We start from the raw sequence: 21,806 nt of genomic DNA, 5'->3' as shown, positions 1-21,806 counted from the left end.
CATGAAAACAAAAATTACATTTATTTCAGTTGTCACACTCAGCATCGCACTGCTGCTTACATCCTGCAGCGGAAAAGGAACTGTAAGCACCACAGAACCACAGAATACCACGGCTGAAGACAGCACGGCATCTGCGGACAATTCCAACACGAAATTGGATGATTTATATCAGCAGGAGAACCAGATCTTTGCAGAGCATAAAGATATATGGGACAAATTATTTGGTCTGATGAATAAAAACACTGCAGATTCAAACGGAAATTATGCTGATCATCTGGCTGATACCGCTGAATCAAACAAAGATTCTTTTACTGATGACGAATTCAAAACACTTACTAATGATATTGAAACCATACGAAAAATCGAAGAACAGATCGCAGAAATTGAAAAAGAAACTACAGAATCCGATAACAATGGGCAAAATACTAATTCTGAAGATGCATCACCATTCAAAAATTTCTCAGGTCAGGATTTCGATGGTAATTCTGTTGACGAAAGTCTTTTTTCCGAAAATGCAGTAACTGTCATCAATTTCTGGTTTACCGGCTGCAAACCTTGTGTTGCTGAGTTATCCAAACTGAATGAATTAAATGATGCAGTCAGGGCAATGGGAGGAGAAGTAGTCGGCATCAACACAGAAACCTTCGATGGAAATGAATCGGCTATCAAAGAAGCTGCCTCTGTTCTTGAAAGCCAGGGTGCTAAATACCGCAATCTTTCTATTGATTCATCTTCAGATGCAGGTAAATATGCCTCCAATATCATGGCATTTCCTACCACAATACTCGTCGACAGAAATGGTAACATCGTGGGTGATCCGATGCTCGGCGGAATCGATAATCAGGATAACTATGATACTCTGATGAAACAGATCCAATCTGTAATCGATGCAGACAGCTCAAATAAATAACTCTTTTATGATATTCTTTTGTACATAACCGGCACATCATACCCAACGGTTCTATTTTCATTCACTCCCGGACTTTCAGATACCTCCCGGCAGGTATCTGAAAGTCTCTCCCATTACCGGTATAACTTTCTTTTTATCTGCATTCTCCTTATGCTTTCTTAAGTCGTCCTCTTTAACGTTCCAATATAATCTCCATTATGATAAACAAATGGTCCGGGTTCTCCCTCTTCTCCAAAATATTCCGGTCTTAAGGACAAGATATCGAGCAGTTCATCAATTGTCTGCACCCTGGTTGCCTGATATGGCTGTTCAAATGCAATCTTTTCTACAAACAAATAATAATCACTATACTTTATCAGGATACCTGTATGACCTACAAAAACAGCATCCGAATATGGATCATATATTACGATACTAAGAAGTGATATTCTGTCATTGTCTATTTGAAATCCATATTCTTTCCAGCTGTCGCAAAATGCAGATTCCGGATGTCTGTCATCCGTAACACTCTTTTCACCATAAAGTGTGGTAAACATGTCTTTGTTCTCTTTTAGGATTTCATATCTGTCCACATTATCTATCGCTTCTGTATCAAACATCAGATAGGTTCCCTCATAATGATCTTCCGTTAATTCCGAGCGGATCACCCCATCTAACAGAAGAAAAGCTGTCATTCTACAGTCCGCATCTGAATAATCATGATTCTGTTCCCAGCCATCCATACATTTACCGATATCCGCTTTCATTTTCCCAGGATCTGACCATGTATCTTCCAGCTTCGCATTTTTTCCTGCGGAATCTGCAAAATCAACCGCCCATTCCCGAAATATGTCTACATGCGCAGCTCCCGCAGAGTCAAGTTCTTTACAGATCTCAGTAATCGTATTGTTCCCTCCCATATATGTTGCACCAGGTATCTTTTGTTTCTGCACTGTTTCTGTGCAGGCCGCCAGCATCATAAATGCAGACACAATCATAGCAGACAGTTTCATTGCTGTTTTTGTTCTGGTTTGTTTTTTCAACAGATATTACCTCTTCTCCCCTAAATGATCATGACGTAAAAATCGTTCCTGTCAATTCTTTTCATCCTCGATCGTGAGTGTTCCAGGTCTTACATTCAAATAGATACTGCCCTTGTCCACTTTATACATATCAAGCAGCATTACCCAGAGACGGTGTATTGCGTCAAGTAATACATTCGATACCTCTATGCTGTATGGCAGCAGTGCATGAATATCAAAAAAACGCATGCCAAGTGGTGGTAAAAATACCATATTGCTTGATTTTACTTTCTGCTCTCCTATGCTTCTGTTTGCAGTTTTTAACATTTCATAAGTGATCAGACAAAAATCTTTTCCTTTATATTTACAATAGTAAGAAACATAGCACTCATCAATCGTCCAGTCTAATCCGTCCTCATGCTCAACGGGTTTTTCTTCTGCCGGATTTGCCTCGGTAGTCATAACCTCTACACTCCAGCGGATTCTTCCTTCTTTTGTCTCTCCCATCATCTCCTGGATCTCACGAAAAATTTCTTCCTGTTTTTTCACATTAATCTCCATTTCTAAGCAGCTAATGATATTATTTTTTTCATAAAAGCTATATATTTTGCCCGGAAACAAATAGCCGTACTAATCCCTCACATAAATATCCGAAAGGTTCTCAAGGATCGCTCCTGCGACATCCGGTTTGTTCATCGTATAAATATGCACATGATTGACACCGTTTGCGATCAGATCGATGATCTGGTCTGTCGCGTAGGCGATACCTGCCTGTTTCATGGCAGCCGGGTCACTTCCAAAACGGTCAACGATTGCAAGGAAACGGCGCGGTACCAAACTTCCGGACAAGGCAATGCTCCGTTTTACCTGGTTTGCGTTGGTGATTGGCATAATTCCTGCTACGACAGGAACATCGATTCCATGTTTTAGTGCTTTGTACATAAAGTTATAAAGAATATTATTGTCAAAGAACATCTGTGTTGTGAGGAACTCACATCCGGCATCCACTTTTTCTTTCAGATGGATCAGATCTTCCTCTAATGTCTGTGACTCAGGATGTCCTTCCGGATAGCAGGCTCCGCCGATACAGAAATCTCCCTGTGATTTGATATCATAGATCAGCTCACTTGCATGTTTATACTGATTTGGCAGCGGGAAATCCGCATTCTGCGGGATATCTCCGCGCAGTGCAAGTACATTTTCAATCTGCTTTTCTTTTAACTCCTGAATCACAGAGGCAACTTTCTCCTTAGTCGAAGATGCACAGGTGAGATGTGCCAGTGCCGGAATATGATTCACATTTCGCACTTCATTTGCAAGTTCTACCGTATAATCAGAAGTTCCGCCGGTTGCACCATAAGTAACACTCATATATGCTGGTTTCAATGCTGCCATATCTCCGACAATCTTTTTGTAGTTGTCTAACTGTGCACCCTGTTTCGGCGGGAACAGTTCACAGGAAATCGTTACATTCTCTGTATTTAATAATTCTGTAAGTCTCATAAATCCCTCTTTCTGCTAAAAGCTTCGTAATTTATCGGAACCGTCATCCACGGTATTCTCGATCTTTCGTATCACAACATAATAGGAATAATTCTCATTGACAGCCACTTCCACGCGGTCACCGACCTTATGTCCAAGCAATGCCTTTCCAAGCGGTGACTCATTGCTGATCAGATTCTTTAAAGAATTACCGCGGACGGTGGTCACAAGTTTATAAACTTCTTCCTCATCGTCCTCCTCAAAATAAACCGTCACCGTATTATTCATACCAACTTCATCCTCCGCAGAATCCGTTGAAATCACTTTTGCTGTTTTGATCATTCTCTCTAAATAGCGGATACGGCTCTCATTCTGGTTCTTATCTTTCTTTGCCGCATGGTACTCGAAATTCTCACTTAAGTCTCCCTGCGCTCTTGCCTCCTTCACTGCCTCTAAGGCCTCTTTGCGCACCACAAGTTTCCGGTATTCAATCTCCTCTTCCATCTTTTTTATATCCTGTTCGGTCAATTCGTCGTACATGAATCTTCCTCCTTACTTGTCATTTCAGCGATTATTATAAATTCTTTCCAGTTTTCCGTCAAATAAATTTCTGTGTAAACATCTCTTTACTGATCCATTGAATCTCGCATTTTGTACATTTTTTGGCACATACTGACAATATATATCCACTTGCGGGATCATAGCTTTGCAGATACCATTCTCCCGTCTGCCCCGCTTTTAAAAATTTAACCTGATCCTGCAGTACACAAAACGATGCAAGATCCAATGCTATCCCTTTTCCAACCGCTTTGATATAACTTTCTTTTCTTGTCCATAACTCTGTAAAATAACAGTCTGCTTTTTTCATTTTTCCCTTTTGTAATGCCAGATATTCCTCCGGACAGAAAAAACGTTCTGCCACTTTCATCTGTCCTTTCCGGATCTGTTCCACATCAATTCCAACTTCTTCATCTGAAAAAACACCTGCCACATATCTTCCCGAATGTGACAGGTTAAAATGTATACCGGTTTTTCCATTTAATACCGGTTTTCCTTTCTCTCCGAATCTAAGATACATCTGCTGCATTTTCCCTGGTAACAGACTGATTCCATATTCCCTCAGGGCATACTCTAACAATAATCCTGCTGCTAAAGATCTGCACCGGTCTTCTTTTTTTTTCAATTGCATTATTTTATTTTTCCGGTCTTCCGTGATAAAAGGCAGCATCTGTGCAAATATCTTTTCATCCCCAAATGGAACAATATCCGTCATATAAATCTTCACGCGTCTTATTCTCCCTCGATCCGGATAATGCTTCTAAGATGTTCTCTTTCCCTGGACAATTCCTCATATACCGGCATCAGTCCATCATTTATTCCGGCACGAAGCGGCTCTACAATTTTTTCGACCGTATCAAACATCGGTGTGATTCCCATATTGGCAAAGACACCTTTTAAAGTATGTGCACAGTCAAACGCCTTTTTTCTCTCATCTTCTGCAAGTGCCTCTTTTAATCCATCAAAAGCCTCGTCCTCTGCCACCATCGGAAGGCAGCTTTTATATAATTCCTCATCTCCTAAAAAACGCTCTAAAGCTCCATCTAAATCGCATCCCCATGCTCTTAATTTTTCCAATACCTCACACATTTTTCTATCATTCCTCCGATTGTTCTTTTTCCTGTTCCATCTCCCTGTCTTTCGTTTTTCCGGATAATAACAGCCTGTATTTTTCTAATTCCCATTCCAGTTGTTTTGGTTCTGTCACATTTAAGAAAACACCATATATGATATGTTTATTTCCTACAATTCCTACATCATACAGCTTTAATGATATAAAAATTTCTTCTCCTGCTTCATTCTTCCTGGAAAATTCACATTGTGTTTCACGTCCTTTATCTGCTGTATAAAAAAAGGCATCCAGAATACGTTTATGATATCGTTTTGGAATTCCCTGAAAAATATCTTTTTTCTGACTGATATTCTGATATCCAAACACCTCATAATACGCATTATTTACGCGTATTATCTCAATCTGTTCTTTGCCGTACTCATAGACAGCCACACCCTGTTTCGCATTTAAAAAGAGTGACTCCAGCTGGGAGGCCGGCGTCCACAGGCTATCTATGTCAACTAAGCGTTCTGTCTCTTTCTTTCTCTCCGCATGCGGCCTGTCAAACTGCAGTTTTTCGTATTCTTCCACAGGCATCGGTTTTGCAAAATAATATCCCTGTACATATTCACAGCCAATACTCCGCAAAAATTCCACCTGTTCGATCCGTTCCACGCCTTCCGCAACAACCGGCATATTCAGCCATTTTGCCATACGGATCACTGCCGCCATGATATTTTCTCCGCGTCCTTCCCTGTCATCACCGGCAAAAAACTTCATGTCCATCTTTAAAACATCAACCACAATATCCTTTAAAACATTTAAAGAAGAATAACCACTTCCAAAATCGTCCATCAGAATGTAAAATCCCTCTTCGCGCAAACGCTGCATCATATCCTGCACTGCTTTGGGATTTGTATTGTATGCGCTCTCTGTCAGTTCTACCTGAAACAGTCTGCGTGGAATCCGGTAACTGTCCACCAGATTGCAGATCACATTCACGATATCTTTGTTGTAAAGACTGACCCTCGAAAGATTGACGGATATCGGAAGCGGATTCTTTCCTTCATCCATCCACTTTCTAAGCTGGATGCAGGTCTGCTCCCACACATAATAATCCAGCTTTGTGATAAATCCATTCCGTTCAAATACCGGTATAAACTCTCCCGGTGAAATCATTCCCCGTTCCGGATGTTTCCAGCGAACCAGCGCCTCCGCTCCTGCGATCTGATTATCGCTGAGCCCGTATTTTGGCTGATAGAATACAACAAATTCATGATTTTCCAGTGCACTTTTCATGCTGTTTACGATCCGCTGTTCCTTCTCGATCTCCTGGCTCATCTGCCGTGTATAAAATGCATAGTTACGGATATAATTGCCTTTGCAGTGCTTTGCCGCAAGGTTGGCACGATCGTACATGTGATCCGGTGTTATTTTCTTTCCAGCGATCAGGTAAACACCAAATATCGGTACGATATCAAAATCAAGCGGGTATCTGCTTAAGATATCACGCATTTTATCAAAACTTTCGACCAGTTCTTTTGTATTTTCATAGGATACGCAGAAGCAGAATATATCCGCATCCATCCTGCCAAAGGTAACGTCACTGCGGTTTCTGACTGCACATATCAAAAGGTCTGCAATATATTTCAGCAGCATGTCCCCTGCACTCATTCCAAAGAAAGAATTGATCAGCTGGAACTTTTCAATATCCATCCGCACAAAAGCAAAATGCCGGTCCGGATATCGCTCTAACATAGCAGATGTCGCCTGAAACATATTGGTCTTATTATAGATGCCGGTAAGGATATCATATTCTGCACGGTACTTTAATGCTTTGCTGATATTCTGACTGCTGCTGCCAATCACATTCTTCAGCCGGAACCGGACAACATCCACATCATACGGTTTCCGGATAAAATCCCACGCTCCCATGCCCAGGCATTTAATCTCTGTCTCAATGTCAATCTCCATCGTAAGTACAATGACAGGTATTGCCTGATACATCTGCGCTTTATGATACCGTTCCAGAAAATAATACCCGTCATACTCCGGCATAACGATATCTAAAAGTACCGCCGTTATCTCCGTGCTTCGTTCATAAAGAATCTCAAATGCTTCCTTGCCATTTTCTGCCTCTATCACCTCGTACGTACCGCTCAAAATTCTTTTCATCATGACACGTTCGACCTGTTTATCATCTACGACTAATACCTTGCTCTTTTCAGACATATTCTCACCTATCCGCCCCCCAAAAAATCCCATAAAAAAAACCTGACTTTATCATAGCAAAGTCAGAGTTTCTTTTCAATAGTCATCATTTAACCTTCTGCAAAAAAAAGGTCTATTTTTCCACAAAGGCAGATATCTGTCGAAGATGCGCCAACCTGAATTTCATACGTTCCATTTACCGGAACCGGCATCTTTTTGTCTGTGTCATAACGGGAAAAATCTCTTTCCTCCAAAATAACACAGATCCTCTTTGTTTCCCCGGCATCAAGCCTGACTTTTTCAAACGCTTTCAGTTCATGAACCGGTCTGTCTTTTTTCTGTTCCGGTGCCACATAAATCTGAACGGTCTCTTTCCCTGCATGTTCTCCTGTATTGGTTACCGAACAGGAAACTTTCACGGTCTGTCTGCCATTTTCCTGCTGCCGTATAATTTCAAGATCATTATAGGTAAATGCCGTATAGGAAAGTCCATGACCAAACGGGAACAGGACATCTGTTTTTTTTGTGTCATAATAACGGTAACCGACCATCACACCTTCCCTGTACTCCACACGGTCTTTCTTTCCAAATGTTCCGATCGTATGTGCCGGACACTGCGACGCATCACGGATAAATGTTTCTGCCAGCTTTCCGGATGGATTTACTTTTCCAGACAAGATCTCTGCCAGGGCTGTTCCCCCTTCCATACCGGCATAGTAGCTCCAGAGGATTGCTTTTGCCTTTTCTGCCCACGGCATCTCAACCGGTGCACCTGCATACATGCAGACCACCGTATCCGGCACGGCCTTTAGCAGAGCATCGATTACTTCATCCTGCCCGTATGGCAGTTTCATGTTCACGCGGTCAAGTCCCTCCACATCAAAATCGTGGTTCAGTCCGCCCACAAAAATAACAATGTCACTTGCTTTTGCCAGCGCAACTGCTTCCGCTAAGGCTTCCTGCTGTTTTTCATCCAGTGTTCTTCCACTTACAGTGCTTTCCTTTTCGGTATTCTCTGCAGTCTCCGTGCTCGCCGCCTGCCAGTTGATCTCAGATGTCTCTTTCTTATCCGGAATCACATAGCCCGGTGCGTAAGAAACTTTCACATTTCCACCAAGTAACTTTTTGATTCCCATAAGCGGTGAAATCTCATACAGTGCCTTGATTTCTGCACTTCCTCCTCCGTTTGAATGGATTGCAGCGGCATTTACACCGATCACGGCAACCTTACAGCCGGATTCTGCCTGAAGCGGCAATACCTGATCTTCATTTTTCAGTAAAATCATGGACTCGCGCGCCACATCGAGCACTGCCCTGCGGTGTTCCTCCGTATTGTATGCGCCTGTCTTACGATGTTTTCTCTCCGGTCCGATCATTTTTAAACGCAGCATCATGCGGAGGATATTGCGCACTTTCTCATCCACCAGCGATTCTTCGATTTCTCCATCCTTCACTGCTTTTAACAGAGGATCTGCCATGTACTGTTCGTCGAACTGATACTTGACATCCATCTCAAGATCCAGCCCGGACTCTGCCGCCAGTTTCGTATCATGCACAGCACCCCAGTCGGAGATTACCACGCCGTCAAATGCCCAGTCTTTCCGCAGTTTTTCATTGAGCAGGGATTTACTCATACAGCAGTGCTCACCGTTTAACAGATTATAGGCTCCCATCAGAGCAAGGGTGTGTCCCTTTTCTACCGCCGCTTGAAATCCCGGAAAATAAATTTCTTCCAGTGCTGCCTCATCGATGATTGTATCCACCCAGAGTCTTTCAGTTTCCTGTGAGTTTGCCGCAAAATGCTTCACGCATGCCGCAACATCGTTTTCCTGGATTCCCTCGATCATCGGTACAACCAGTTCTTCGATGAGTCCCGGATCTTCGCTCATATATTCAAAATTCCTGCCACAGAGCGGACTTCGTTTGATGTTGATGCCTGGAGCTAAGATCACATCTTTGCCCCTGCCTCTTGCCTCCTCACCCAGCACTTTTCCGGCTTTCTTTGCCAGATCACGGTTCCAGGTGGATGCAATGGCGCTGTTGCACGGAAGATAAGTCACATAATCTTCCGTTGTCCCGACATTCCGCCATTCATTGTCCGCAAATTCTGCTCGCACTCCCATCGGTCCATCCGACATATAGAGCGGTGGGATGGAAAGCCGCTCCACTCCTTCGGTGCGGAATAAACCCGCACCGTGGATCATACCGATCTTTTCTTCTAAAGTCAGCTCTTTTAAAATTTCTTCAATGTATGTTTCCTGCATTAAAATACAACCTCAGCCTTGCCGTCCCCGTTGAACTCTACGATGACATTTTCTCCATCCTGTGTATAGGATGCACCATTTACCTGCTTTGGAACACCGACATTCATCAATGCCACTTTGGATGCCTTTTTGCTCTCCACTGTGATTTCATAAGAAGTTCCATTCTTCACAACGCCTGCAGATGCTTCCTTTTCATTTTCTGTTCCATAGACAACAGTCTCCGCTTTAATGCCATCCTTCAATGCATAAGCACGGAATGTCACTCCGTCCGCATAATCATAAACCGCATTGTCATTTCTTGCACCCATAGCCACGATGCTGCCCTCTTTGACATAGAGAGGAATGCTTAAATAACCATGTTTTTCTGTATACCATTTACCGCCCTCTTTGACTTCTCCGGTCAGTAAGGATGTCCAGGTTCCCTCCGGCAGATAGTACTCTGCGATGCTGTCATCACGGAAGATTGGTGCAGCCAGTAAGGAATCACCTAACATATACTGGGTTGCCAGGTAAGCACAGTTCTTGTCCTCGGTAAATTCAAGCACCATGCTCCGCATCATCGGGATACCGGTCTTTGATGTCTCGATCGCATTGCGGTACAGATACGGCATTAAGGATGCCTTAAGCTGTGCGAAATAACGTACCACATCTACTGCTTCCTCATCATATGCCCACGGCACACGGTAAGAAGTAGATCCGTGCAGTCTTGAATGGGAAGAAAGCAGTCCGAATGCACACCATCTCTTATAGACGTCCGGTGTGGATGTACTCTCAAATCCTCCGATATCATGGCTCCAGTATCCAAAACCGGAACTTGTCAGTGACAGGCCTCCGCGAAGGCTCTCCTCCATGGATTCATAATCAGACCAGCAGTCACCGCCCCAGTGAACCGGGAACTTCTGTCCGCCTGCAGTTGCAGAACGTGCAAAAAGAACAGCCTCTTTTTCACCTTTTTTCTTCTTTAATACGTTAAATACCACCTTATTGTAAAGGTATGTATAGTAGTTGTGCATCTTGACCGGATCAGAACCGTCGTAATATACCGCATCTGTCGGGATTCTCTCACCAAAGTCGGTCTTGAAGCAGTCAACACCCATATCGAGCAGTGCCTCTAACTTTTTGCTGTACCACTCGCAGGCTGCAGGGTTAGTAAAGTCCACAATGGCAAGTCCCGGCTGCCACATATCCCACTGCCATACATCGCCATTTGGACGTTTTAAGAAGTAACCGCCCTCGACACCCTCTTTGAACATGGAGGACTCCTGTCCCACATAGCTGTTGATCCAGACACAGATCTTTAATCCTTTTGCTTTCAGACGTTTTAACATGCCCTCCGGGTCCGGGAATACTCTTGAATCCCAGGTAAAATCACACCAGTTGAAATCTTTCATCCAGAAGCAGTCAAAATGGAATACGGATAACGGGATCTTGCGGTCAAACATTCCATCGACAAAACTGTTGACTGTCATTTCATCATAGTTTGTCGTAAAGGATGTGGACAGCCAGAGACCGAATGTCCACGGTGCCGGAAGTGACGGTTTTCCAGTAATGTCTGTATATCGCATCAGCACCTCTTTCATCGTCGGTCCGTTGATCAGGAAATAGTCAAGGTTTTCACCCGGCACGGAAAATTCAACCTTGGTTACCATCTCTGTTGCAACTTCAAAGGACACGCGCTCCGGATGGTTTACAAACACACCGTATCCTTTATTGGAAATATAAAACGGGATATTTTTATAAGACTGCTCTGTGGAAGTACCGCCGTCCTCGTTCCAGATATCCACGCTCTGTCCATTTTTTACAAACGCAGAAAAACGCTCGCCAAGTCCATAGATCAGCTCGCCAACGGAAAGTGATAACTGCTCTCTCATATAAGCATCTTCCGGTCCTTTATCATAGGCAAAACCTTTCCAGTCGGTCTTCATGTATGCAAGATCTCTCCATCCGCTTGCAGTGATTTTCTCCTCACCGCGGTAAAATGTGAGTGCTCCGTTCTCTTTCTGCACTTCCAGACGCAGTGTACCGCTTGAAATGACCAGTTTGTCCTCCGTATCTTCTGCCTTTAAATGTCCGCTCTCCGCAGGTGCGATCTCAAATGACGGTGCCTTTTTCTGCACGCCCATGTGATGATAAGTCTGAACCCTAAGCACTTCCTCATACGGTGCTGAAATCACGATCGTGAGGTTGATTCCGCCAAGGGTATCGCCGCGCTGTGTGATCTTGCTTGTCGGCGCACAGATCGTCACCTGATCTTTCTCGATTTTTGAAAAATATACTTCTGCCGGAGAAAAGCACTCGCAGCGCTCTTTCTGCAGCCAGCATCCATTACTGAATTTCATATGATAATCCTCCCTGTTTTCCGAAGGAAAATGCGACTGCTATCAGGCGCAGAGGATTTTCCTCCCTGTAATTATCTCATTTTGTCTCATCTTACTATACCCACCCTGCAAAAAATACCCTCTAAATTGTACATAAAACACTCGATAAATTTGACAAACAAAACGTTCGCATTTATACTTACGTTTAGTACTTTTATCATTGGAACAGGAAGGTTATTTTTATGTATCGCGTTTTAATTGCAGATGATGAATCCATTATCCGGGAAGGTATCAAATGTCTGTTCGACTGGGAATCTCTCGGCTATACGATCGCCGGAGAAGCTGCAAACGGTGAGACGGCCTATCAGCAGATTCTTGCCTTACAGCCGGATATCGTTCTCTTAGACATCCGCATGTCGGGAATGTTAGGGCTTGACGTTATCCGGGAGGCAAGAGCACAGGGTTTTACCGGAAAAGTCATTATCTTAAGCGGTTACTCTGATTTCAAATATGCGCAGGAAGCCATCCGTTACGGAGTGCAGTATTATCTGACAAAGCCGATCGACGAGGATGAACTTGAGGAGATTCTTCGTTCGATCAAAGAAAACTTAGACAAGGCTGCTGCAACTGCAAATACCCGGGAACATTACCGTGAAAAGGCAAGAGAGACCATCATCCGCGATCTTTTAACGAATGATATCGATCTTTCCCACATAAATACAACAGATCTCCATCTGACAGCAGACACCTATCAGGTTGTGATCTATGAGAAATACAGTCACAATACTGCAGATGCCTCCTATCGTTTTTCGGATCTTCTGCGCGTGACGAATCAGGATAATAACTCCTACGATAACATTACGCTGCAGTATCATGAGGTTATTTTGCTGAAAGGCACTTTTGCCATTCAAAAGTTTAACGATTTTCTGGAGCGTTACCAGAGAGAACGGCGTCCACAGGAGAATTCTCCTCTTGACAGTCTCTTTATTACATATGGTGCGCGCGTGTCAGACCTGTCGGAAGTCTATATTTCCTATATTCAGGCGAAACAGCTCTTAGAACGCCGTTTCTTCTGCGAGCAGGAACAGCACACGATCGGTTATGCCGAACTGCCGGACCCGGACAGTTTAAAATCCATCTTAAACGACGCTTTTTTAAACCGTTACGCTACCAGCCTGTTTGAATATCTTCAGGCATTCAACCGCAATATGTTAGCGGAGACTTTGACACAGCTTACCAATGAACTTTACCATGCTGCAGATTCGATTGATTCCATACGGCTTTTCCTGACAGACCTTTATCTGCAGATCAAGGAACAGGCAAACCGGCTTTACAATGGTGCAAATATCCCGTTTCCGAGCAATGCGGATATCATCCGTCTGATCGAAGAAAAATATTATCTCTACGAGATCATCCTGTACTTCACGGAACAGTTTGAGATGATCATGTCCTCGATCGGTAACTCTTCCCGTGAAAGCGTGCTGGATGATATTCTGCACTACATCAACCACAACTATGCAAGCAATATCACATTAGAAAATATTGCACCGCTGTTTGGTTACAACAGCTCCTATCTCGGAAAGATTTTCCGCAAAAAGATGGGTGAAAACTTCAACTCATACGTCGACCATGTCCGCATCAAACACTCGATGGAGCTTCTCTGTTCCTCAGAGTTAAAAGTTTATGCGATCGCAGAAAAAGTCGGTTACCGGAATGTCGATTATTTCCATATCAAGTTCAAAAAATACGTTGGAAAAAGCCCGGCAGAATACCGGAAAGAACATAAAAATGAATAAACTTTCATAAAAACTGCCGCCTCCGGGTGAATATATGTACCCTTTTCTCTGTAAGTTCAGAAAAAGGGGGACATATCACCGTGAGGCGGCAGTTTTTATTTATAAGATCCGGGTGTCAAATAGTGTTTTCCGGTTTTTCGATTGGCAAATGGCACCGCAGTGCCTGTCATTTTAAGAAATCATACTGTGACATATAAAGTTTGTAATACTCACCCTTCTGTTCCATCAGTGCGTCATGATTTCCACGCTCTAAAATATCGCCTTTGTCTACATATAAGATGCAGTCGGCATTTTTGATTGTGGAGAGCCTGTGTGCAATGATAAAGGACGTTCTTCCTTTCAAAAGCTCATTTAATCCCTTCTGTAAAAGCAGTTCCGTCTCGGTATCAATGCTTGACGTCGCCTCATCTAAAATCAGGATCTTCGGATCGGCAAGCAATGCCCGCGCAAAGGAAATGAGCTGCCGCTGTCCGGCGGATAGCCTGCTTCCTCTCTCATTGACTTGTGTCTTATATCCGTTTTCCATTTCCATAATAAAATCATGGGCGCAGACTGTTTTTGCGGCACGGATGACTTCCTCGTCCGTCGCACTGCGGTTGCCATAGCGGATATTATCCATGATCGTCCCCGCAAAAATAAAGCTGTCCTGCATCATGATTCCCATCTGGGTGCGCAGTGAATGAAGTGTCACCTTCGAGATATCAATGCCATCGATCGTGATTTTCCCGGAATCCACATTGTAAAAACGGCTGATGAGATTTACGATCGTGGATTTTCCTGCCCCGGTCGGACCGACGATCGCATAAGTTTCACCCGGTTCTGCCGTAAAATTAATATCTTCCAGAATCTTCTGCCCCGGCTCATAACCAAAGGACACATGGGAAAACTTCACTTCTCCTGCCACCTCCGGCATCGGGATTGCATCCGGCTCATCCCTGACACCCACCGGCTCATCGATCGTCTCAAAAATCCTCTCAAGATAAGAGATTGCTGTCAAAAGAGAATTGTAAAATCCGGCAAGTGTGTTGATTGGTGCCCAGAAACGCCCAATGTACGCGGTAAATGCGATCAGAACACCGACGGTCAGTGTCATATCCGGTGCTAAAATCCAACGGACACCCAGCACATAGATCAGTGCCGTCGTAAATGTCGAAATAATATCCACGCTCGGTCCCATCGTAAAGTTAAACATTACCGCACGCATCCAGGATTTCCGGTAATTTTTACTTAGGTTATTAAAGATTCCGGTATTCTCATTTTCCCTTACAAAAGACTGCGTCACACGGATTCCATTGATACTCTCCGCAATGTACGCATTTAAGTTTGACTGTTTGTTGCTCTGGATCTGCCATGCCCTGCGCTGTTTTTTCTTGATTAAGATAATCACAAATGCAAGAACCGGCAATCCGCACAGACAGATCAGCGTCAGCCGGACATCGAGTGCAAACATAAACATCAGGATAAAGATCAGGTTGCACAGATCTGTGAATGTGTTGACAATACCATTGCTCAAAAGATCACTTAGGCTGTTCACATAATTGACCACACGCACCTGAATTTTTCCATGTGGTCTGTCATCATAATAGGAAAATGGAAGTTCCTGCAGATGACAGAAAATATCATAGCGGATGTCATGTACGATATTCTGCCCGATCACACTCATGGTCTTGATCTTGATCCGCAGGGAAATACCCGAATAAAGTGCGATCAGCAATGTCGCAATACTGTAAAATGTGATCGATTTCATATCTTTTTCCGGGATGCTGTGATCCATCACATTCTGGAAAAAGATCGGGATCGCCATGGTAAGTGCCGAGGAAGAAAGCATCAGAAGAATAACGCCTGCCATCTTCTTTTTGTAGGGAGCAATGTAACCTGCAAGACGTTTGAGCTGGTTTACATCAAAACTGTCCTCTAATATCTCATCCATATCATATCTGTTTCTTGCCATCTTATTTCTCCCCCTTTCCGTTTAAAATTTCCTGTGGGATCTCACCATACTGGTTATGGAAAGCTGTCGCATAATAACCGCCTGCTGCCACCAATTCCTCATGGGTTCCCTGTTCAATGATACGTCCGTTATCCATGACAAGGATCAGATCTGCATCTCTAATGGAAGAAATGCGGTACGCAATGACAAAGATCGTGCACTTGTTATCTAATTTCTTCAACTGGCTCTGGATATAACTCTCCGTCTCCATATCGACCGCCGATGTCGTATCGTCAAGAATCAGAATCGACGGATCTTTCAGCAGTGCCCTCGCAAGGGAGATACGCTGTTTCTGTCCGCCGGAAAGTCCGACACCGCGCTCACCCACAATCGTATCATATCCATCCGAAAGTGCCTGGATAAAATGATTGGCATCCGCCATGATCGCAGCCTGTTTGACTTCTTCGAACGAACAATTCGGCCTTCCGTATGCGATATTTCCTTCGATCGTATCCGAAAAAAGGAACACATCCTGCATCGCCATGCCGATATTGTCACGCAGGTTATAAAGATCCATGTCGCGGACATTCACACCATCCACAAGCACTTCACCGGAAGTCGTATCATAAAACCGGCAGAGCAGATTCATGATCGTTGATTTTCCAGCTCCGGTAGAACCAATGATGCCGACGGTCTGCCCCGGTTTTACCTTAAAATTGACATCCATGACAATATCTTCGTCATCCGCACGGTAAGATACATTTTTAAACTCGATCTCACCTTTCAGATGTTTCTTCACTACTCCAGATACCGGTGTTTTTACATGCGGCTCTTCACTGTAAGTCGCATAGATTTTCTCCACGGACGTTGTAAAGTTACTGATATCGTTGACCAGCCATCCTGCCTGGCGCAGCGGGTTGTTTAACATCCACAGATAGCCGTTCACCGTCACGAGCTGTCCTAACGTGATCTCTCCCTGAATGACCATATAGCCGCCGTAGAGGATCAGGATGATCGTCAGCGCATAGGAAAGCACCTCAAATATCGGCACATATTTCATCCAGATCTTTGACGCATCGATCTGCGCCGCACGGAATTTATCATTTTCCTTATTGAATTTTTCAATCTCAAAATCTTCTTTTGCAAATGCTTTTACCACACGGTTTCCACTGACATTTTCCTGCACAAACGCATTGAGTGAGGAAAAACAGTCACGGTTACGCTTGAATGCCGGACGTACCTCTTTCGTCTGACGGCAGGTTGCAAACGCCGTAAACGGCAGCACCACAAGCATGGCAAGCGCAAGTTTTGTGTTGACCGTAAAGATCATAAGCAGTGCAAACACGAACATCAGCACACTCTGGTAAACCATATAGACCACATATGCCACAAAGTGACGGATTGCATCCATATCTCCGGTCTGGCGGCTCATCAGATCTCCGGTACGTTTCTTATTGTAAAATGCAAAATCTTCCTCTAATAATTTCCGGTAGACTTTGTCTCTCATATCGTACAAAACGCCCTGCGACGCCGTCTCAAATGCGACCTGAAACAGAAAACGCAAGACTCCCATCACGATCGTGATTCCGATCAGACATCCGATAAACGGCATCAGTCTGTCATATTTTCCACCGCTTATGACCTGATCTACGATCTGCCCGGATATGTACGGATTTACCACCGAAAGCACTGATACCGCTGTGGTCAGCAAAATTCCAACTATCATTAATCCCCGGTACTTTTTCAGAAATGAAAAGAACCACTTCATTGGTGTCATAATAACCCTCCTACTCCATTTTCGTTTTTCCTTTCGGATTTTCAGTATAGTACTTTTGGGGTAAAAAGGAATGTAATATCTTGCACCGTTCATGTTATTTTTTGCACCGGAAGGGATGGTTTCTGGTGGAGAATATGTTATACTGTGATGTGGATCACAAAAAGTGTATTTAGACTTTGAAACTGGAAATTTGCGCGAAGCTGGTTTTCATTTTGTTCCATTGTCCGAAAATAAGAAAAACTAAGTATGCCTGCTTTATGCTCTTTCAAAGTGACGTGTACGTCTTAAACGTGCCCTCCATGGCACGTTAAGACTTGCGCTGCCATCCGTGGCAGCACAACACTGTGTATTTACAGGCATACTAAGATTTTCTAATTTTCTCCCAAGTCACAAAAAGATCTCCAGCTTCGCGCAAATTCCCATATTTCACATTTTGACACACTTTTTATGATCCACATCGCATTGTATTTTAAATATAGACAATAAGTTTTTATCGACGATAAAATGAAGAAATGGAGACCTTACTATGTGCTGTGACAACCGGGAACAACTGCTTGACCAACTGAATCCAACTTTTCTATTTACCTGGAAAGGCACACGTTTGAAAGATGAAGCACGCTATCACAGCCACGATTTTATCGAGATGGCATTTATTTTGTCCGGCCACGGCAAATACAAGATTGCGGACAGGCTCTATGATGTGTCCGAAGGAGATATCATTATTTTAAATCCGGGGCAGAAGCATCAGGCACTCTGCACAGACCCTTCCAATCCGGCTACGGAATTTTTTGTTGGATTATGTGACGTCCGTTTTGGGGATTTCCCGGAAAATTATCTGCCGCTGCATTTAAAAGATCTGACATCCGATCCAGCCACACAGTCTCCTATTTTACATACCTCCGGCGAACTGCGCCAGAAGCTGTTTAAGATCTGCACAGCCATGAGCGTAGAAAATGACGTCTGCCGCAGCGGACGTTATATCATGTTGAAAAGTTATCTGATGCAGATGCTGATCCTGCTGCTGCGGGAACAGAGTGAACCGGTAAAAATCAATACCGGCTGCTCTTTTGAATCTACCAGCAAAAAATATGTAGTTGACCAGATCGTAAATTATTTTGAGGATCATTACAGTGAAAAGATTTCTTTAGATCAGATTGCAGAAAATATGTACTTAAGTCCTTTTTATATCTCACGTATTTTTAAAAGTGAGACAGGCGATACACCGATCCGCCACCTGATCAATATCCGCCTTGAAAAAGCAAAAGAATTGTTGGAAAACGGCTTTGACGGCAGCATTCAGGAAGTCGCAGCCAAAGTTGGCTATGATGACGTCTATCATTTCAGTAAACTGTTTAAAAAACGGTTTGGTATGCCGCCGTCAAAAATCCGCAGATTATTATGATTCATTTAAAAATTTTTTCCAGAAATCTTTCGAGCCTGCGAATTCCAGTTCCTTGCCATTCTGGAATCTTTTACTGATAATGCCATCCTCTCCAAAACTTGGTGTGTATGTCAGATTTTTATATATTCATCGTCATATATGGGGGAATGCATATAATTCCATCTTTTACAATTAAATTTCTTGGATGAATAATATAACTTTCCCCTATGCGCTCCTTGTATTTTTCTCTGAAATTATTTAATGAGGTCGTTTTGTATTGCTTTCCTGACTTCACTTCAATCGGAAACATCTTATATTTTAATCTGCTGTTATTGGAAATGATAAAATCTATTTCCATATCATTTCGATGCTTATTTTCATTATAGTGTGTATAAAAATATAATTTATGTCCATTTGCCACCAGCATCTGAGCTATTGCATTTTCATAAAGCATTCCTTCATTAATCTGTAATTTGCCTGCCAATATCTGTTTATATACTTCATCTTCAAGTAATTCATTTTCATCAAATGCATGGCTTACCAAAAGTCCGGTATCACCCATATAACACTTTACATAGCTTCTTGTCTCATTTAATGATAAGCCAACATTCGGATCATTACACAAAAAGCACTCATTGGATATCATAGAATCCGACAGCCAGAAAAAAGTTTCTTCGTACTGGTCTGCGTAACTACCATCCTGCAGCTTTTTGAATACAACTCTTTTTTCATGCTGTGAAAGAAATCCCGGAATCTGATCATAAATTGCAAGTACCTTACTTCGATACTTTGCATCTATTTTCATAATATCTTCCCGATACAATTTAAGAATGTCCCTTTTTTCTCTATCCGCTTCTGTAAAATCTTTTTTGCTTTCAATAAATGTTACTACAGGCATAGGCATCCCACCAACAAGCATATACTGATGAAACAAAAGCATTGCCTGATTATGCATACTTCTTTCCAAAGGTTCTCTTTTTTCAAAACATTTTTTTATATATTCAACCAGCAAATCTTCTTCTAATGCTATTGCAAATTCTTCAAAATCCAATGGATACATATTGATATGTCTTTCTTCTGACGGTATGACGATGTTCTTTACATTTTCTCTGATAGATATCAATGAACCAGTTTCGATATAATCATATCTTCCATCTGCCACTAAATATTTTATTGCAGCTCTTGCCTGTGGAAACATCTGCACCTCATCAAAAATAATAAGAGAGTTTCTCTCTGTCAGTTTTGTTCCAAAATGTGTCTGTAATAACATAAAAAATGTATCCAGATCATTCAGATATTTCTCAAAATACCCCTCAACTTCCTTATCTTTTTTAGCAAAGTCAATCAGAAGAAAACTTTTGTATTCGCTTTTTCCAAATTCTTCGCAGATGGTAGACTTTCCAATACGTCTGGCACCTTCTATCAGTAAAGCTTTTTTCCCCTGACACTCCTTTTTCCATTCCAGTAGTTTTTTATATATTTTTCTTTTTAATATCATAGCTCCTCCAGATTATGCGCATATATATTTGTTCTATATTTTATGATTATACGCATATTGTAAATTGTTTTTTGATTATACGCAAGTATTATAACCATATTTTTTATGATTATACGCACATTCTATAAAGTCATATGTTCATGCTTTTCCTCATTTCCAATCATAAATCTTACCTAATTATATTGGGAAAAGCATTTTATATTATATACTGTGTTATTAATTTTCTGGAATTTGCGATGATATATTATATAGTACTGATTCTAAACGGATTTTGAATTTATTTGCAGGGAGGCTTTTATATGTCAATGAATATTAACGGTTTAGGTAATACCTATAATAGTATCAATACAAATAGTAAACAGTATAAGGCATTGAAAGAAAAAGGCTGGTTATCTGGAGTAATTGAAAATGAATCCATGATGTCTCCGGAAGAAAAGATGATATATGAAATATTCGGTGGAAGGGATACGATTATTAAAAATCTGATGAAGCAGTTTGATTCGGACGGAGATTTATTAAATTCAAATGGTGTTGCAGGTATGGATGTTACTGGAAAAGGTACATCATGGCAGAAACTTACAAATATATCCGAAGATCATCGTCAAAAAATGTTTGATAATGTGAAGCGGGAATTTATTCAGGAAAAAGGTCTTTCAAATGGTGACACAACGAAACGTTCCGATATTTTCAAAGATTATCAGTTAAGTGTCAGCAAAGATAAGCGTTTAAGTGGTACATGGACTTTAGAACAATATGAAGGACAGTATAGAGCTGCTATGTACGCAGCCGTAAAATCAGCCAATCCAAATTGGAAGCCCGGACAAGCATTTGATGCAAGCATTCTTGATAATGTCACAAGAGAATCCGTAGAAGCTACACTTGTCCAAAATGGTAATAGAATTGTTCGTAATTCTATTGATGTATCGGTATAAAGGAGAGAAATGTATATAGGCGGCAAATTATTAACTAATCTGCCGCCCAACTTTTAGCTTCCTTATTTCTGATATTTACACCATTGATTTCACAGCATTTGCTATTTCTGTACACTATTCTTCATTATTAAAGGTGTCATTTTTTCCATGAGTGCATCCGCGATACCTCTGTTGGCACACCACAGGTGCGAACCCCTTCACCGACGCCGCGCTCGGCGGAATATTGTCAAGTGTGTATGTAAGATTTTATGAAATTGCTTCTATTCTCATCTGAATAAACTAAACTGAAAAATCAAATCTTCCGCCGATTTTATTCTCCTCCGACTTGATGGAATCCCAGTCAACGTTTTTGATCTTATCCAAAAGTTCTTCTTTTGAATTTGCCTGAACCGTAGTTTTTCGTACTTCGATTTGCTTGGATTGTTCCTTTTTCTTTATCTCTTTCTTCTCAGCAGCTTTCTTTTCCTGAATTTTTTCAAGATATTCTTTCTGACTGGCTGATGATTTTTCTAACTCTGCATAGAATGTTGTAATTCCGTCACTATTAAAAGAGATGCCAAATTTTGTAATTTTTGTATCAGTATCTGCATTGCCGTTAGTCTTACCGAATACTCTTTCAAATCCGAACTGGGCATTGATTTCATCTGACATACGCAAGGCTCCCTCAATGCTATGCATTTTTTCTGCATAATACTTC

General features: G+C 42.2%; 16 protein-coding genes and 1 pseudogene. 4 read left to right on the top strand and 13 right to left on the bottom strand.

The genetic code is table 11. The features are described from left to right. The first annotated feature begins 1 nt into the window (after position 1). Positions 2-910 (top strand): TlpA disulfide reductase family protein, encoded by a 909-nt coding sequence (locus RIL182_RS07890; protein WP_006859628.1) that lies wholly within the window; start codon positions 2-4, stop codon positions 908-910. A gap of 158 nt (positions 911-1,068) precedes the next feature. Here the strand turns inward: RIL182_RS07890 and RIL182_RS07885 are convergent, their stop codons facing one another. The 9 genes from RIL182_RS07885 to yicI all read right to left on the bottom strand — a co-directional run bounded on the left by RIL182_RS07885 (position 1,069) and on the right by yicI (position 11,816). Continuing rightward, a complete protein-coding gene (locus RIL182_RS07885) occupies positions 1,069-1,902 on the bottom strand; it encodes a DUF4300 family protein (RefSeq protein WP_006859629.1) in 834 nt (277 codons plus the stop codon). An 81-nt stretch (positions 1,903-1,983) separates the two neighbouring features. Continuing rightward, a complete protein-coding gene (locus RIL182_RS07880; RefSeq protein ID WP_006859630.1) occupies positions 1,984-2,472 on the bottom strand; it encodes a hypothetical protein in 489 nt (162 codons plus the stop codon). Between the two features lie 69 nt (positions 2,473-2,541). Further along, positions 2,542-3,414, bottom strand: coding sequence for a methylenetetrahydrofolate reductase [NAD(P)H] (gene metF, locus RIL182_RS07875; protein WP_006859631.1), 873 nt, complete (start codon positions 3,412-3,414; stop codon positions 2,542-2,544). 15 nt (positions 3,415-3,429) lie between these two features. Beyond that, positions 3,430-3,933, bottom strand: a complete 504-nt coding sequence (gene greA, locus RIL182_RS07870; RefSeq protein WP_006859632.1) for a transcription elongation factor GreA — start codon at positions 3,931-3,933, stop codon at positions 3,430-3,432. A 58-nt stretch (positions 3,934-3,991) separates the two neighbouring features. After that, positions 3,992-4,678, bottom strand: a complete 687-nt coding sequence (locus RIL182_RS07865) for a 4'-phosphopantetheinyl transferase family protein (RefSeq protein ID WP_242655671.1) — start codon at positions 4,676-4,678, stop codon at positions 3,992-3,994. Positions 4,679-4,683: 5 nt separating this feature from the next. Further along, the gene (locus RIL182_RS07860; protein WP_006859634.1) at positions 4,684-5,040 is read right to left on the bottom strand and encodes an Hpt domain-containing protein; all 357 of its coding nucleotides are present in this window, start codon (positions 5,038-5,040) and stop codon (positions 4,684-4,686) included. 7 nt (positions 5,041-5,047) lie between these two features. Continuing rightward, positions 5,048-7,234, bottom strand: a complete 2,187-nt coding sequence (locus RIL182_RS07855) for an EAL domain-containing response regulator (RefSeq protein WP_134523218.1) — start codon at positions 7,232-7,234, stop codon at positions 5,048-5,050. Positions 7,235-7,323: 89 nt separating this feature from the next. Next, positions 7,324-9,477 carry a beta-glucosidase gene (locus RIL182_RS07850; protein ID WP_134523216.1) on the bottom strand — a complete coding sequence of 718 codons (2,154 nt, stop codon included), beginning with the start codon at positions 9,475-9,477 and terminating at the stop codon, positions 7,324-7,326. Continuing rightward, complete coding sequence (gene yicI / locus RIL182_RS07845; protein WP_134523214.1) at positions 9,477-11,816, bottom strand: alpha-xylosidase; 2,340 nt, start codon at positions 11,814-11,816, stop codon at positions 9,477-9,479. The genes RIL182_RS07850 and yicI overlap by 1 nt, the downstream gene beginning before the upstream one ends. A gap of 221 nt (positions 11,817-12,037) precedes the next feature. Here yicI and RIL182_RS07840 point away from each other — a divergent pair, with 221 nt between their 5' ends. Next, complete coding sequence (locus RIL182_RS07840) at positions 12,038-13,591, top strand: response regulator transcription factor (RefSeq protein WP_006859425.1); 1,554 nt, start codon at positions 12,038-12,040, stop codon at positions 13,589-13,591. A 166-nt stretch (positions 13,592-13,757) separates the two neighbouring features. Here the strand turns inward: RIL182_RS07840 and RIL182_RS07835 are convergent, their stop codons facing one another. Both RIL182_RS07835 and RIL182_RS07830 read right to left on the bottom strand, forming a co-directional pair. Beyond that, positions 13,758-15,542, bottom strand: a complete 1,785-nt coding sequence (locus RIL182_RS07835; RefSeq protein WP_006859426.1) for an ABC transporter ATP-binding protein — start codon at positions 15,540-15,542, stop codon at positions 13,758-13,760. Between the two features lies 1 nt (position 15,543). Then, entirely contained in the window at positions 15,544-17,298 is a 1,755-nt protein-coding gene (locus RIL182_RS07830) for an ABC transporter ATP-binding protein (RefSeq protein WP_006859427.1), read from the bottom strand. A gap of 526 nt (positions 17,299-17,824) precedes the next feature. On the opposite strand from RIL182_RS07830, the gene RIL182_RS07825 reads away from it, so the two are divergent. Then, entirely contained in the window at positions 17,825-18,700 is an 876-nt protein-coding gene (locus tag RIL182_RS07825) for an AraC family transcriptional regulator (RefSeq protein ID WP_006859428.1), read from the top strand. Positions 18,701-18,818: 118 nt separating this feature from the next. Here RIL182_RS07825 and RIL182_RS07820 read toward each other — a convergent pair whose 3' ends face one another. After that, positions 18,819-20,177 carry an ATP-binding protein gene (locus tag RIL182_RS07820; protein WP_006859429.1) on the bottom strand — a complete coding sequence of 453 codons (1,359 nt, stop codon included), beginning with the start codon at positions 20,175-20,177 and terminating at the stop codon, positions 18,819-18,821. A gap of 305 nt (positions 20,178-20,482) precedes the next feature. Between RIL182_RS07820 and RIL182_RS07815 the strand changes: the two genes are divergently transcribed. Further along, positions 20,483-21,109, top strand: coding sequence for a DUF3879 family protein (locus tag RIL182_RS07815; protein ID WP_006859430.1), 627 nt, complete (start codon positions 20,483-20,485; stop codon positions 21,107-21,109). 279 nt (positions 21,110-21,388) lie between these two features. On the opposite strand, the pseudogene RIL182_RS07810 reads toward RIL182_RS07815, so the two are convergent. Beyond that, positions 21,389-21,802, bottom strand: a pseudogene (locus RIL182_RS07810) (DUF6033 family protein); the annotation flags it as partial. Positions 21,803-21,806 lie beyond the last annotated feature (4 nt).

Origin of the sequence: Roseburia intestinalis L1-82 (assembly GCF_900537995.1) — a bacterium.
Classification (GTDB): domain Bacteria; phylum Bacillota; class Clostridia; order Lachnospirales; family Lachnospiraceae; genus Roseburia; species Roseburia intestinalis.
Note: the sequence above shows the minus strand (reverse complement) of the source record. Positions and strands in the feature narration are given on the sequence as shown.

What these genes read in the sequence shown, in the direction of transcription:
- RIL182_RS07890 (WP_006859628.1), top strand. Translation starts at nt 2, where the DNA reads ATGAAAACAAAAATTACATTTATTTCAGTTGTCACACTCAGCATCGCA.
- RIL182_RS07860 (WP_006859634.1), bottom strand. Translation starts at nt 5,040, where the DNA reads ATGTGTGAGGTATTGGAAAAATTAAGAGCATGGGGATGCGATTTAGAT.
- greA (WP_006859632.1), bottom strand. Translation starts at nt 3,933, where the DNA reads ATGTACGACGAATTGACCGAACAGGATATAAAAAAGATGGAAGAGGAG.
- RIL182_RS07820 (WP_006859429.1), bottom strand. Translation starts at nt 20,177, where the DNA reads ATGATATTAAAAAGAAAAATATATAAAAAACTACTGGAATGGAAAAAG.
- RIL182_RS07840 (WP_006859425.1), top strand. Translation starts at nt 12,038, where the DNA reads ATGTATCGCGTTTTAATTGCAGATGATGAATCCATTATCCGGGAAGGT.
- RIL182_RS07850 (WP_134523216.1), bottom strand. Translation starts at nt 9,477, where the DNA reads ATGCAGGAAACATACATTGAAGAAATTTTAAAAGAGCTGACTTTAGAA.
- RIL182_RS07855 (WP_134523218.1), bottom strand. Translation starts at nt 7,234, where the DNA reads ATGTCTGAAAAGAGCAAGGTATTAGTCGTAGATGATAAACAGGTCGAA.
- RIL182_RS07815 (WP_006859430.1), top strand. Translation starts at nt 20,483, where the DNA reads ATGAATATTAACGGTTTAGGTAATACCTATAATAGTATCAATACAAAT.
- yicI (WP_134523214.1), bottom strand. Translation starts at nt 11,816, where the DNA reads ATGAAATTCAGTAATGGATGCTGGCTGCAGAAAGAGCGCTGCGAGTGC.
- RIL182_RS07825 (WP_006859428.1), top strand. Translation starts at nt 17,825, where the DNA reads ATGTGCTGTGACAACCGGGAACAACTGCTTGACCAACTGAATCCAACT.
- RIL182_RS07835 (WP_006859426.1), bottom strand. Translation starts at nt 15,542, where the DNA reads ATGGCAAGAAACAGATATGATATGGATGAGATATTAGAGGACAGTTTT.
- RIL182_RS07830 (WP_006859427.1), bottom strand. Translation starts at nt 17,298, where the DNA reads ATGACACCAATGAAGTGGTTCTTTTCATTTCTGAAAAAGTACCGGGGA.
- RIL182_RS07885 (WP_006859629.1), bottom strand. Translation starts at nt 1,902, where the DNA reads ATGAAACTGTCTGCTATGATTGTGTCTGCATTTATGATGCTGGCGGCC.
- metF (WP_006859631.1), bottom strand. Translation starts at nt 3,414, where the DNA reads ATGAGACTTACAGAATTATTAAATACAGAGAATGTAACGATTTCCTGT.
- RIL182_RS07880 (WP_006859630.1), bottom strand. Translation starts at nt 2,472, where the DNA reads ATGGAGATTAATGTGAAAAAACAGGAAGAAATTTTTCGTGAGATCCAG.